This is a genomic window from Campylobacter sp. RM19072, assembly GCF_024723485.1.
Classification (GTDB): domain Bacteria; phylum Campylobacterota; class Campylobacteria; order Campylobacterales; family Campylobacteraceae; genus Campylobacter; species Campylobacter porcelli.
Genome location: NZ_JANQCU010000014.1, coordinates 1 through 14,441, shown reverse-complemented (window position 1 = coordinate 14,441; position 14,441 = coordinate 1). Strand labels below are relative to the sequence as shown.

12 protein-coding genes are annotated in these 14,441 nt (G+C 37.2%); 10 read left to right on the top strand and 2 right to left on the bottom strand.

The features are described from left to right. Positions 1–506: 506 nt before the first annotated feature. Together CSUIS19072_RS06905 and CSUIS19072_RS06900 are read right to left on the bottom strand one after the other, a co-directional pair. Positions 507–3,371 (bottom strand): phage/plasmid primase, P4 family, encoded by a 2,865-nt coding sequence (locus tag CSUIS19072_RS06905; protein ID WP_086293721.1) that lies wholly within the window; start codon positions 3,369–3,371, stop codon positions 507–509. After that, positions 3,371–3,745 (bottom strand): hypothetical protein, encoded by a 375-nt coding sequence (locus tag CSUIS19072_RS06900; protein ID WP_086237814.1) that lies wholly within the window; start codon positions 3,743–3,745, stop codon positions 3,371–3,373. The genes CSUIS19072_RS06905 and CSUIS19072_RS06900 overlap by 1 nt, the downstream gene beginning before the upstream one ends. 382 nt (positions 3,746–4,127) lie before the next feature. Here CSUIS19072_RS06900 and CSUIS19072_RS06895 point away from each other — a divergent pair, with 382 nt between their 5' ends. The 10 genes from CSUIS19072_RS06895 to CSUIS19072_RS06850 all read left to right on the top strand — a co-directional run. Continuing rightward, positions 4,128–4,508 (top strand): hypothetical protein, encoded by a 381-nt coding sequence (locus CSUIS19072_RS06895; RefSeq protein ID WP_086293719.1) that lies wholly within the window; start codon positions 4,128–4,130, stop codon positions 4,506–4,508. A 69-nt stretch (positions 4,509–4,577) separates the two neighbouring features. Next, complete coding sequence (locus CSUIS19072_RS06890; RefSeq protein ID WP_086293717.1) at positions 4,578–6,245, top strand: portal protein; 1,668 nt, start codon at positions 4,578–4,580, stop codon at positions 6,243–6,245. A gap of 14 nt (positions 6,246–6,259) precedes the next feature. Further along, positions 6,260–6,523: a hypothetical protein gene (locus CSUIS19072_RS06885; RefSeq protein WP_086293715.1), complete on the top strand. Its 264-nt coding sequence runs from the start codon at positions 6,260–6,262 to the stop codon at positions 6,521–6,523. Positions 6,524–6,525: 2 nt separating this feature from the next. Continuing rightward, positions 6,526–7,047 carry a hypothetical protein gene (locus CSUIS19072_RS06880; RefSeq protein ID WP_086293713.1) on the top strand — a complete coding sequence of 174 codons (522 nt, stop codon included), beginning with the start codon at positions 6,526–6,528 and terminating at the stop codon, positions 7,045–7,047. Positions 7,048–7,100: 53 nt separating this feature from the next. After that, entirely contained in the window at positions 7,101–10,391 is a 3,291-nt protein-coding gene (locus CSUIS19072_RS06875; protein WP_086293711.1) for a hypothetical protein, read from the top strand. 394 nt (positions 10,392–10,785) lie between these two features. Further along, positions 10,786–11,094: a hypothetical protein gene (locus tag CSUIS19072_RS06870; protein ID WP_086293709.1), complete on the top strand. Its 309-nt coding sequence runs from the start codon at positions 10,786–10,788 to the stop codon at positions 11,092–11,094. Beyond that, positions 11,069–11,596, top strand: coding sequence for a hypothetical protein (locus CSUIS19072_RS06865; RefSeq protein ID WP_086237821.1), 528 nt, complete (start codon positions 11,069–11,071; stop codon positions 11,594–11,596). Before CSUIS19072_RS06870 ends, CSUIS19072_RS06865 begins: the two co-directional genes overlap by 26 nt. A 793-nt stretch (positions 11,597–12,389) precedes the next feature. Further along, on the top strand, positions 12,390–13,328 hold the full coding sequence (locus CSUIS19072_RS06860; protein ID WP_086293706.1) for an SU10 major capsid protein: 939 nt from the start codon (positions 12,390–12,392) through the stop codon (positions 13,326–13,328). A 4-nt stretch (positions 13,329–13,332) separates the two neighbouring features. Further along, positions 13,333–13,971 carry a hypothetical protein gene (locus tag CSUIS19072_RS06855; RefSeq protein WP_086293704.1) on the top strand — a complete coding sequence of 213 codons (639 nt, stop codon included), beginning with the start codon at positions 13,333–13,335 and terminating at the stop codon, positions 13,969–13,971. Then, on the top strand, positions 13,971–14,441 hold a 471-nt coding region (locus CSUIS19072_RS06850; protein WP_337212174.1), incomplete at its 3' end, for a hypothetical protein. The genes CSUIS19072_RS06855 and CSUIS19072_RS06850, both read left to right, overlap by 1 nt.

Below are 14,441 nucleotides of genomic sequence, written 5' to 3'. Positions count from 1 at the left end.
AAAAGTGTAACATTGTGCTAAGTGCCTTTTTATGGCTGTTTGGTGGCTTAAGTTTTGCTATGCTTGTTACACTTATTTTCAAAAAGTGTAACATAGAGCAAATATAGGTAAAATAAGCATTTAAAGGCTTAAGAAAACTACTTGTTACACTTTTTTCCTATAATTGCTCTAGAAAAAATTTTAAGTAGAGAGAAAAATATTTCTATAGCTATATAGAAAAAAAGTGTAACAAGTGTAACACTACTTATAAAATGCCCTTAAATAGGGGCTTTGAGCCTGTTACACTTTTTTTCTTAAAGTGTAACAAAGTGTAACAAGTGTAACATTGCGATTTTATGGGGGTAGGATTATCAAAATCAGATAATCCTAGCAAAAAACCGCCATTAACCTTAAACATTTCATAACAATAATAAATTAAATATCGTAATAGATAAGTTTTGCTTATACTATTCTTAAGACTTTTTTAAGGATTTAAAAAGCCTTAAGAATAGTGAGTCATAGACTCACTACAAAAGACTACAAGGCTCAGACATATTCTCTATATCTAAATTCATATTATTTATAGTAACGCTAGTGATATCAAAATCAATATTTATCTCAATACCAGCAAAGCCACGCTCAACAGAGGCTAGACCGATTTTAGGGATTGAGCTTCTTCTAGATATAACTTGAAACTCTATATTTGACATTGTGAGTTCATCTTTTAATACTTGAATGAATTTGGTCTGGCTCATTGGTCTGTTGCCACGCTCTTTGGCAAATTCGCAATATAGTAGATATAGATATTTATTTGGGGTAAATCTCTCTTTATTTGGGGCGACGGCATCACGGATAAAGACTCTAGTAGGATTAACTTCATCTTTATACTCATCAAGGGCGTCACGCATCTTTTGCCCTTTAGTAAATTTGCCTTGAGTTACTAGGCGATTTAGTCCTTCAAGCGCTAGAGCAAAGATCCCATCTAGCTCATCGCTAAAGCGCTCACTAAGCCCCCTAATCTTCTCATCATCTTTAATCTCTTTATCAAAGCCTATTAGGAGCATACGGCGAAAAACGGCGTTATCTATATTGCTCTTTGGTTTGTCATTACCAGCAAAGGCAAATTTGGGTTTATCTTCAGGCTTTAGGCTGTAGGGCTGCTGATTTTTAGGGTTGATTTGTATCTGATCTCTTGGGGATACTAGGGCTTTTAGATTGCTAAACTGCCCTTTATCAACGCCTAATTTATCAATCTCACTACCGATATTTAGCATCTTATTAGCTAGGCCGTGAAGCTCGTGGCCTTCAAGTTGCTGAAGCTGGAGATTTGATACATTATCTTCGCCAAAAAAGCTTCTTAAAACATCTAGTATAACGCTCTTACCATTGCTACCGCTCTTGCCATATAAGAATAGAAAGGATTCATAATCATGGCTAGGTAAAAAGCAGTAGCCTATAAACTCCATTAGAGTAAGCCTGTCTTCATCATTCATGACTTGGCTTAGGAATTTTTCCCATTTTGGACACTGGGCTAGCGGGTTATAGTCAAAATCTAACATATTTGTAGCGTATAGCTTTTTGTTGTGATGTTGGCTAAAGACTATCTTACCACTTTTGCTAATGATTATAGAGCCGTTTCTTAGGTTTATAACCCTTTTGTTTATTAGGCTAGGCTCACGCCTTTTGGCATCGATTAGCACCCCTTGGCCACGGATATTGTCTATTAGCTCTGTGGCGGTGCGATCTGTAATCTTCTTTTTATCTACGCCACTAGCACCCATCCAGTGATGAAGTAGAAATTTATAAATCTCTCTATCATCTACAAATGAGTAGAAGTTGCCATTCCAAAAGTATATCTGACCCTTATACTCGGCGATATCATAGCCTAGTTTGCGAATAGTTCTTACAAAGCTATCGCACATATCGGCTAGATGGACTTGGTGGTAGTTGGTTCGTAAAATCTTTTGAAAATCACAAATTTTATCAACTACCTTAGCCCACTGCTCTAAGTCTTTGTCAGCTTGTGGAGTTATAAATAGCCTATTTTCTAGCATTGCGGATTTGACTTCGGCGGTTATATCTTTTAGCTCTTTGCTTTTAAATAGCTTGATGAAATAATCTATTTGATTATCATCTAGTTCGCCTTTAACTGGAATAATGTTTAGATAGTTGCCATCTTTGTCAGTTTGCATTATCTCTTTACATATATCACTAAAGGTTACTTTCTTAAACGGCTCTTTAAACTCTTTTAGGTCGCACTCATATAGCTCGCTTATCTCATCTATTAGGTCATTTGTGAGCTTAAATGAGCTATATATGAGCTTATCTATTATCTTATCACTGCTTGTGAATTTGGCTTGATTGGCTCCTAAATAATCGCTTATATCATATTTAGCTGGTGCTGCTGGGCAGAGCTTATAAAATAGGGTGATATATACAGCTTTTGCTACGGTTTCAATCTCTTTATATCTAGCTATGGCGCTTGTATATCCAGCTTTATCATTGTCAAACCAGATATAGACGATTTTGTCTCTTAATAGCTCTTTGTGTTTTTGCCATGAGCTGTTTACTCCACCAAGAGTTAGAGCACATACACCTAAGCTACATAGATTTATAGCGTCCTTTTCGCCCTCACATATTACTACTATATCGCTATCAAACTCATGGTAAAAATCAATAGGGAATGGATAGGCACTGGCTCCACTAGCTCCTATCCACTTGCCTGGCATTAGCTCATTTGAGTAGCACCTAGCTTCACTATCCCATTTGAATTTGGTTCTGTGTTTGATATTTATAACTTCGCCTTGCTCATTGGATATGACTATTGCTACGCTATCGTTTTGTGGGTCAAAGCCTATATATCTATCAAAGAGATAATCAAAATAATCAGTCTTAGCAATGAATATATCAAAAGGTTCAGCTAGGGCGGTAAGGCTTTTGGCTTGTTGTAAGAAATTTGGAGCTACTTTGCTTAGTTTGGCTCTCACAATTTGGGCTTTTTGCTCGGCTTCTTGCTCTAGCTTTATTCTCTTTTCTTCTTGCTCTTTTTGGAGTTTTATGAATGCTTCTTTTTTAGCTTCTAGCTCTTCATCGCTTAGGCTCTCATCGAAGTCAAATCCTATGAAATTTAGAGCGACTTTAGCCGCTTTGGCTGGAGAGAGCTTCTCATATAACTCTATAAATTTACCAGCGTCCCCACCAGTGCCACAGGCAAAGCAGTTGAAAAAGGCGGAGCCGTTTTTAAAACTTATGCTACCGCTTGGGGTTTTATCTTCGCCATGGAATGGGCAGTGGTATTTAAAATCTTTAAAGATTATGCCACGAGATGACATAAGCTCTCTTAGCTGCTCTTTGGAGTAGCTCCTTAGTAGTTCAAAGATATTATCTTGCATTATAAATCCTTCACATCAAATAAACTAGCGCTATCTATGTAGTTTTGCAGCGCAACTATTAGCTTTGTTGCCGTGTATTGATTTTTAAACTTAAATCTACGAAAAAGCGAATAGATGGTATGTTCGCTTTTGCCTAGATTAAGAGCGATGGCTCTAGCTAAGGCTCTCTCATTACCTGCGACGGCTAGTGCTTTGTAGTAGTAATATGTCGTCTTCTCATAAAGAGGATTACTAAAATCTAAAAGCACTAAGCCATCACAGCTAAATCTATCACTTCTGCCAAGTCGTTTGTCTGAGCTTTTAAGCTTTTGGAGGCTTAGCTTTGAGATGCCGTGAAATGCGGCGGCCTCATCTAAAGAAACAAAGGCACTCAAGAAAACCTCCAAACGGGGCAATCAAGCTAGAAAATCAATGAAATTTAAGGATGGTGCCAGCTGGATTTAAAAACTGCTTGATTGCGATGTTAAATAACTTAAGTGATACCAGCAAATCACTTTAAGAAGCCGCCTGCAAGATTTGAAGGATTGGCGACTTTTTAAAGTGATTTATCATATAAATATCTTTTTTTATGTCGCTATAATATCATATATTTATGATATTTGTCAAGATATTTATATGATATTTTTTTAAAAAAAAGATAATAAAGCAGTTAAAAATAGTTATAATAAGTCTTTTTTATCATATAAAATAATTATTTATATAATTAAATTTTTAAGTCAAAATGTGTATAATAAAGCAATGACAATGGAGAAACAGATGAATAATAAAGAAATTTTTCAAGAGATGAAAAGCTTTTTTAAAGTAAATAGTCTTGAAGATGTTGCTGAGAGATTAGGATATAGTAGAAACTCTGCAAGAAATTGGAGAGCTGGTCAATTGTCTCAAAAAGCAATAGCCAAATTTGAAAAAGCCAAAGCTGATAAAAAGAAGGATGATGAGGCCTTTGATGAGCTGTTTTTTGGTGGGGGGATAGGTGGGATATTAGTCCGGTATGATAGAGATGATAATACTCAGCATAACTACACTCTAAGCCCTGAGCTAGTAGATTTCATACTTCTTTATATAGATTATGGCAATAAAGCCTTACTAGATAAATTCACTCAAGATTTAAAACAGATACAAAACCTAATCAAATAATAAAATCCACGCATTTAAAATCACGAATTCACACATTTATAATATAGCTTTAAAATAAAAGGCTAAATTATGAAAAAGACAAAAAATAGACTATTTTTAATCGATGATGCATTCTCTAAACTTGAAAATCAAAAAGATAGATTTTTAGCTTGTGAAAGAGTTTATAACGCTACATATGATGATGCTCATCGCAGACGCTTAGCGCCTCAGAGGTCAAATATAGTAGAGCGCTCTAGAATCTATGTGCCACTAGCTAAGACAAGTATAGATATACTACATAGTATATTTAAATCTAGCTTTTTAGGCTCGGGGTGTCCTATAGAGATAACTAGAATAGGCTATAATGATGATCACGATAGAGCATTAAGGGACGCACTAACTGCAGCAGTCAAGGCTAAATGGAGAGAGAATAAGCATTTTATCGGCATTAGTAGGGCGGTGCTATCGGCTCTATATCTACCACTTGGGGTGGTGAGTGTGTACTGGGGTGATGGGGATATACAGACTAAGTTTATCCCTATAAATACAATCGCATTTGACCCATATGCTAGTGATATAAATGATGTGGAGTATATATGCTATAAATTTGCTAAAAGTAGAAATGATGTCAAGGCGAAGTTTAAAAGCGGATTTTACAAAAGTGATGATGAGTATGCGGTATTAAAGGCTGGTAGGCGGATACTGATAAAAGAGATATATGAGAAAAACTGGGAGAAGGGTGGCTGGGATCTCACTAGCTATGCTAATGATATAGAGGTTAGAAAGGCGTGGTTTAATCAGTTGCCCTTTTGCTATGGATATTGCTTTGAGAATATGCCAAGTGTGGGTAGAGATGATTTACTAAATGATGATTATATAGGGGTGTATGGCTCGTGTCTGCCTGAGCGTGTGCGTGAGCTACAACAAGAGTATAATATCAAGCGTAATCAAAAGATAGATTTGATAGAAAATGCTATAGACCCACAATTTGCTATAAACTCTGAGGGCGGGATAGTAAATGCTAATGACTTACTCAGTCGTAAAAAGGTGATACGGTGTAATCTAAGTGGCGATGGGGATATAAGCAAAGTTGTAGCGCCACTGCTGCCTACTGGGTCAGTATATGATGTAACTACAGAGATAGAGATGATAAAAAGTGAGTATGAGATAGCTAGTGGAGTTAATAGCATAATGACTGGAGTAACAAGTGCTAGTGATAGAAGGAGTAATACAAGCTTGCAAACTATAAATGCTGCTAGTGGGGTGAGAGTGGAAAGTATGTTTCAATCCTTGGCCGCTACTATGCTACATGAGTATGCTAAAAAGTATGTAAAATTGCTATATAAAAATCTAGATGATGAGTATCTAATCAAGATAACTGAAAATCCGGATATTATAAATATCATTGGGAGTAAGGAAGAGAGAGCAAGTAGTGATATAGACTTTGATATAAATGTGAATTTCGGCACTACAATAAGCAGCGATGTAGTAGTAAGTAAGATAAATACACTGCTAGGCACTCTAGCGCAACTTGGGCTAAATAATCCAAATTTGATAATGCCACTGATAAAAGAGATGAGCGTGGCGTTGCTGGGAGAGAATGCTCCAGTATATCTAATAGATGAAGCGTTTAAAGAGCTACAAGCACAGCAAGAACTGGCAATGGCTACACAGGCTATGAAAGGAGAGGCTATGGCTAATGATATGGGGGCACAAAGTGATGCGGATAAAGAGGCGTTAATCGCTGGAATAATCTAATAAAAGGAGAGAAAATGGCAGGAAATATTTTAGGTGGGTTGATTGATTTTGGTAAAAATATCTTTAAGAATTTTAATGCTAGTGATTTTCTAAGCGCTGGTGGTCAAGTCTTAGGTGGGATAGGGCAGTATAAGGCGGCTAAGTCTCAAGGTAAGATGGCGCAAGATGTCTTTAACTACAATAAAGCCTTAATGGAAGAGGAGCGGGCAAGACGCAAAAAGGCTGATGATGCTCTAGCGGCTGGATTTCGGGCTAGTGATTATGCTAAGGAGAAGTAATAATGGGATATTATGATAGAATGCTAAGGACATTACAAGCACCTAGCACAAATGGTGGGGTAGGCACAGGGCTAGGGCTAGCAGCAATTGGTCAAGCCTTAAGCAATATAAGCAAGATTAGCGATGATAGGGCTAAGGCGATAGCAGAGGAAGATAGGGCCAACTGGGATAGAGCGTATAAAGATAATGAGATGGCTATGGCGATAGAGCAAAATATACAAAATAGCGCTCAACGAAAATTTGATAATGATATGGCGGTAAAAAAGCTAAATTTGGATGAGAAAAAGACAAAGGCGGAAATAGATAGTATAAATACTAAGGCAGCTATAGCAAGAGAAGCGCATAATCTAGCAAGGCTAGATAACTATACAAAGACAAGGTTACTCGAACACTTTATAAAAACTGGGGATAAAAATAGTGGGCTAATGGCTCAATATATGTTTGGGGTGCCGATTAATATGGATTTTATGCCAAGTAAAGGTGGGGTAAATATAGATAAGATAGGGGATATAAAGATTGATTGATGGCTAAAATTTAGAAAAAATAGTGGTAAATTATCTGCTTTAAAGGAGTATTTATGGCAGAGATTTACACGGTTAGAAGTATCTTAGGCGATGAGAGCTTACAAAATTTAATTAATCAAGGCAAAAGTCAAGATGAGATAATAAGCATAGCTAAGGCTTATAAAGATGAGGCTATAAAGAGTGGGGATAAAGATGCTCTAAATAGAATGAATTTAGTGAATGGGAAGCAAGGAAGGGCGGACTTTTTCACTAGGCTGGGTGATAAGATGGACGCTAATGGATATGAGACCATGGGGAGTATCGCTCGTGGTATAGATATACTAGCTAGCAAGGTAGCTGCGCCTATAGCTGGGCTTATGGGTGATAGTGATAAAGAGGCTCAAATTTTAGCTGATATGAAGCTAACACAATCAATCAATGAAGCTAAGAATTTAGATAAGATAGCAACTACCCCACGCACTCAAAGAGAGTATCAAATAGATAGCAATAACTTGCTAGCTAATGCGATAGGCTCATATACTAAAGATTCAAAAACTTACGCTAGAAATCTAATAGAGCAGGCTGAAAATAGTGGCTATACGGCTATGGATAGATTTAATATCGGTATGGCTACAACTGCTAATGCTACTAAATATTTTATAAAATCGTTAATTTACGGCGAAGATAGCAAAGAAGCAAGAGATATAAAGGACGCTCAAAAGATACTGCAGGCTAGTCGTGATGCATATGAAGCTAATAATCCTGATAAGTGGAATGTGGCTAACTTCGCTGGAGAGATGGTAACTGACCCGCTAAATGCTGTGGGACTAGCTAAGGGATTTAAGGTAGCTAATACTGCTTTTAAAAAGGGGGCAAATGTAGCATTTGATTTAGCTCAACTAGGCGCCATCGGTGGTATGGCTGGGGCTATAATGGAGTATGGAAGCTATAAAGAAAAAGATGAACAAAATGTAGCTGGTGCAGCTATGATAGGGGCTACCTCTGGGGTGGCTCTTGGGGCTGGATTTATGGCGCTGGGGGCTGTGCTTAATAAGATAGCTAGTAGATTTGGTCAAAAATCTACGCTAGAGCAAAACGCTGGGGTAGCCAAAGATGAAACAACTAAAGAGCTAGAAAAAGGCACTCCACAAGATATAGATAAGAGACTACAAAAGATAAGTGATGATATAGAAGAGGCTTTTAGCGCTGATGAGAACGCAGAAAATATAGCTAGGCTTTTAGGGCAAGAGTATGATGATAATATAAATAAGGCGATAAAAGAGAGCCAAGAGGTATCAACTGCGATAGATGATAGTGTGGCTAAATTTGCTAATGATAATCCAAAAGCTAGTGCTAGTGATATAGAGATATATATAAATAAAACTTACGCACCAAGCCAGAGTGAAAAAGAGCTAACACGCATAATAAACGATGATAAGCCAGTAACGCCACGAATGGCTGGGTATAGAGTGCTAGGGGTGCTACAAAAAACTATGGAGTATAAAACACGCTTTGATCGTGATACTATTGTTAAGAGATTTAAAAATCACGGCTTTAGCGATGAGCTAGCCAATATCTTTGCTGATGCTTACATAGCTGATGATATAAGCGTAGCTAGGAGATATCTAGATAGCAAGGTGGCTAGTAATAGGCAAAAGAGCGTAGAAGATGGGCGTAATGAGTGGCTTGAGAACACTACAAAGAGCGATAAAACTAAAACTCCAAAAAATCAAGATGAAATTTTAAAAGAGATAAGTAGCAATCAAACGCAATTTAAATTAATCGATGATAGCGATATGACCCCTGAATTAAAAAGTAGATTAGAAAATGATGGATATACCCTAGAGCGTGAGAGTGAGAGTGGAGTGTGGGAGATTAGCAAGGCTATATCAAATGAAGATATAAAGGGAACTGATGAAGCCTTGCAAAATAGCACAAAGGACACCCCAACACCATCAACCGCAACTAAAGAAGTAGATAACTTAAGCGAAGCTACACCAAATTTAACCCAAAATAGCATAAAAGGCGATGGATTTGTAACTTATCCAAATAGTGCTAGGCAAGAAACCGCAATAAATCAAAATTTCAATATTCAAGAGTGGGTTAAGAATATGAGTGGCGTTATAAGTGATGAGTGGAGAGCTAATTTAACCAAACTAGCCAAAAAACACCCAGAAATGTTTAGAAGTGAAGCGGATGTATTTAGGGTTATAAAAGAGATAAAGGACAATCCAACACATTTTTTTAAGAATTATGATGATGATGTAGCTTTAATAGGCAAACAAATAAATGATAATAAATTCGCAAATATAGGTATAGTTAAGAACGATGGCGAAATCATACACGCAAACAAAAACAAAATTAAAGATTTAGATAGGCTACAACGCAGAAATAAAGAAATGCTGACTGGGACGCCACTTCCAGCAACCACTCGAGCAAATAACTCTATGGGAGGCGATTTATTACAGCATTTCAATGATAAAACTATACCAAACCAAAGCATAAAACAAGCTGAAACAGCTAAAGAGCCAAATTTAAGTCGTGCTGAGCGAAGGGCGATGGGGATAGAAGAGCCAAAGGGTAAAACACTAGCCCAGTATCGTAAAGATATCGAAGCTAAGTATAACATTAGACCTATAAAAGAGTTTGGCACTAATTACGCAGAGTTTTATCACGATGGCAAAGGCGCAATTGATAAGCTTTTAGCAGAAAAGCAAGGGCAAGTGGCTGGGGCGTTTGAGAGGCAAGAGATAGGCGATATAGATTTAGTGTGGGGCGAAGTAACAGACGCTATAAAACATAAGGGTTATGGCTTATCTCATATCTTAGACAAACGCATTTATCAATATATGCAGCAAGGACTAAGCAAGGAAGAGGCTAAGCAAAAGGCAATTGAGCTTATAAATAAATTGCCTGATATAATAAAAAATGGGGAGATAATCAAAAAACCTAACGAAGCTATACAAATTATAACCGATGATACTAAAATAGTGTTAAAATCTAATTATTATGGAGAACCAACAAATAAATGGATAGTTACAGCATATGAAAGATTAGAGAAAGACTTAGATATATCCGCTAAGCCTATTACAAAAAGCACGAATCCGCCTTTAAACTCTAAACCAAATTCTACCCCAAAAGAGATAAAAAGTCAAGAGCCAAATTTAAGTCGTGCTGAGCGAAGGGCGATGGGGATAGAAGAGCCAAAGGGTAAAACTCTAGTAATAGATGAAAAGGCGGTTAAAAGCGATGTAAGGGAGTTTGGAAGGTTGGCTGATCAAGTGGGGCTAGGATTTAAGAGTGCTAAAGAGGCTAAGGCTGTGATGGATAAGTGCGATAAGAGTAAATTTGATTGTGGGAGTTAGTGCCTATTTTTAAGAAAAAAAAATAATATTATTAATCTGTGAAATCAAAATGGGGAACCCCACGAAGTGGGGCTTTAGGGGTTTTGAAAGGGCGTAGCCCTTCATCGCAAAGACGGACTTCGTTCGTCTGCGAAGTTAAATAGTTTTTTTAAGTGGGAAGGGGGGCGCTTTTTTGGCAGACGCTACCCCTTCCCCCTTAACAACCCCTAACCCCCTGTAAAAGCCTTTCAAGGTGCTGTGCGAAGCACAGATTTAACTAATTTTACTAAAAAGGTTGGGGCGGATAATAGGGGTACCCCACGAAGTGGGGCTTTAGTGCGGGGTCAAAAGGGTGGGGCTTGTCGCAAAGTGGGGGCTTTGCTCCGTCTTGCGAAGTAAAAAATAAGGAGACAATATGACAAAAGATAGTTATGAGCTTTTAGGATTTATCATTAGTAAAGCAACTAATGGTTTGATGGTATATAGTAGCGTTGATGGCGATAAAGGTCAAATCGATATGGGTGAGATAGGGGACGCTGTAGTAAAGCTTAAAAACAAAAGAGAGTATAAGGTATTTTCTAAAGAGCAGTGGCTAGCAATGCCAAAAAGCGCTAAAGAGGCTACTAAAACAGCAAACAAAAAAGAGCCAGTATTAAACGAATTTGGGGAGCAAAACAGTGATTTAAAAGGAGAAAAAGATGAGTCAGCAAACAGCTTGGTATGATGAGCCACTAGATAATGAGTTAAATTCAAATGATGAGAAATCACCAAATACAGAACAAAGCGGTAATGAGCCGCAAAAAGAGATGGCAAAAGAGCCTGATCAAGATATACCAAAACAGAGCGATACTCAAAAGCTTGAGCTTAGCAGTGAAGACCGCAGATTACTAGATGAAGCGGCTGCTAGGGAGAGATTTTCAAATGAGATAGCTATGGCTGAAAAGAGTGTGCCTGGATTTGACCGTGGCAAAGTCCTTCATAAGCTTGAAGAGATAAACAAAAAAGACCCAGCTATGGCTTCTAATCTATTTAGCTCTCAAGGGCTAGAGCTTATATGGTATAAATATTTTGCTCATCAAGCAAGTAGTGATAATGTGATGGATAGCCATAGGGCTAGAATGGAGAATTTCAACCCTAATGAAGCTATAGAAAAGATAAATAAAGGTGAGGCAAGCTCTGCTGATATGGTGGATTTTTACTCTCATCTTGGTGAGATTTGTAAATAAAATTTTCGCAATAGTCGTTTTATCTTGCAGATGAAACGACGGCGAAAATTTGGAATAATTAACCATTTTAGAGCAATAGCAAAACAACCTTAAATGGTTGTTTTGTGGCGAAAATTTGGAATAATTAACCAATTTATTTTTCTTTTTAAGGGGGAAGGGGAGCGCTTTTTTGGCAGCCGCTACCCCTTCCCCCTTAACAACCCCTAACCCCCTGAAAAAGCCTTTCAAAGTTGCTGTGCTTCGCACAGATTTAACTAATTTTATTAAAAACTCTTTTTAGTTTTTAATAAAATTTTAAATTTACTAAAAAAAGATTTGGGGCGGATAATAGGGGGTACCCCGCTTGCGGGGCTTTAGTGCGGGGTCAAGCCGATGGGGCTTGTCGCAAAGGTCGGCTCTGCTGACCTGCGAAGTTAAAATAGTTTGCTACTTTAGCACGGACTTTGTTCGTGCGTTAAAAGTAGGTAAAAATAAAAAGCGCTCCCCTTTCCACTTAAAAAAAAGAAAATTTACACTTCTGTCATATTTTTAAAATTTTAAATCCTTAAAAAGAAAAATAAATTCAAAATTCAAATTTTTTAAAAAATATAAAATTTTTTATTATAAAAATTAAAGAGTTAAAAACCCCATTTTTTATGATCATTAAAAGCTAGCTATATTTGAAATTAAAACAAAATCAATACCCATTTTTACGAAATTATTTTTTTAAAATCTTTGAATTACAAAAAGAGGTTTATTAGGTGAGCTGTAGTTCTTGCGGCTTTGTTTGGAAATTTTACAAAAAGGAGATTATGTGATTAAAGCAGGTTTGATAGATAGTAGTGAGGCGTTTGGTAAAATCGCTGATTATGAATCTAGGATTTTAAAAGTTGGTAGAAATGAGACGCCATTTCTAAGCTCAATTAGCTCTATGGCGCCAAGCAATAGAGATGGAAGCGTAGCAGCTGGGCATATGTGGTTTTATGATCAGTTGCCTGATGGCCTAGCCCATACAGATCCTAGCACGGCTAGTGATGAGGGTGGGCGTATGAGTAGTGTGAGTCATTACATTGGTAAAAGGCTAGAAAATCACTACCAAATTCTAAAACAAGCATTTGGGGTAACTGGGTCTGAAGCTGAGGCGATGAGAGTTAATGGTCAAAAGGTGATAGCTGCTCAAAGGGAGCAAGCCTTAATCCAGTTTAAAAAGACTTTAGAGAAAATTTTATTAAGTGAGCAAACGGCAGTAGCTAGAGTAAATACAGCTGGGGCTAAAGTTGCTGGGAAGTGTGGCGGGCTAAAGAGCTTTGCTACAGCGGCTAATAAAATTAATGCTGGTCTTAAGGAACTGACTTGGGATACTATTAGAGAGCTTTTAAAAATAGGGTATCTAAATGGGTCGCCATATAGAATTTTAATGATGAATGATAAGCAAAAAGATAGACTAGATGATATTATCTTTTCTAAAGCTCATGTAAGTGGCTTAAATACTTCACGCATTGATAACAATGTAACTCACATTGGAAATACAGCTTATGGCACAAATATTCAAGTAATGCTAAGCCCATATCTAAAAGATGATGAGATTATAGCACTTAAGCCTGATGATATAGTCAAGGTCAATTGGCGTCCAATGGCAGAGAAAAAAAGAGAGACCACTGATGATGCAGAGCTATATGAGATTATAAATGAATTTACTCTAAGGGTTTGTACTCCATATGCTTTTGCGTGGTTACATAATCTAAAGGTTTGAAAAAATGACAAAGGCGGAGTTTATCAAAAGGGCGGAATTTGCCTTAAAGGGTGATCATCCGCCGCCTGCAAGTAGTGATTTAATAGATAGTCTGATATATAGGGCGGCTGCTACAATCAGTGATGAGATAGAGCCACTGGAGTTAGTGGAGTGCGATAAGAGATTTTTTGAGGTGTATCGTCATATTGATGAGTATTATTTTATACGCAAATTTGAGATTTATGATGATAGCTTTGGCTATGATGATGAGAATTTAAACTCAGCTTTATTATATCTATTTTGTTTTAGCGTTAGTGCAGTAGCACAAAATCAAAGCTATTTTATATCTTTAGCTAGAAAAGCGATGATGGCGTATCAAGCTACTATTTATGATGGGTATGAAGTTAATGATCTACAAAAAGCTTTAAGCAGGTGGGGATATGCTAAGCCATATGTAGTAACAAAGGCTTTAAATGCTTATTATGAGTGGGATGAAGCGTTTTTGAGTGAGCTGGATTTTTATCTAAGTGATAATAGCAAGATTAGAGGGCTTAGTGTAGAGAAGTTTATAAAGCACTTTATAGACTATCAAAATGGCGTAACTTCTAGCCAAAGAGCAGATATCAAAGATTTAGATAGAGTGATGAGTGAAAGGGTAAGATAATGGCAATTCAAAAAGCATTTACACAAATTTGTCAAGAAATTTTAGATAGATATGATAGCGTGCTAGATACTCATAATCTTAGCCAAAATATAAAGCGTGAGATACAAAGCGCTAAAAGTGAAGTACAAGCTAATAAAGACGCAGCCCAGCAGATAAAAACTCAAACTGAGCAAATCAAATCTCAAACCCAGCAAATCAAAACAGAGACTCAGCAAATCAAAATAGGGGCTGAGCAGATAAAATCTCAGACCCAGCAGATAAAAACTCAAACTGAGCAGATAAAATCTCAAACCCAGCAGATAAAAACAGAGGCTCAGCAGATAAAGCTAGAGCTAGTAGCTAAAGCCCAGAATCTCTCTGAGCTCATTGATGCTTTAGAGCAGATAAAGCAAAGTAATGGGGTTAGAGTTGATGAGATAATCCAAAGCCTAATATTATCTGATAAAGAGTTTTTAGTTAGGGCTATGGAC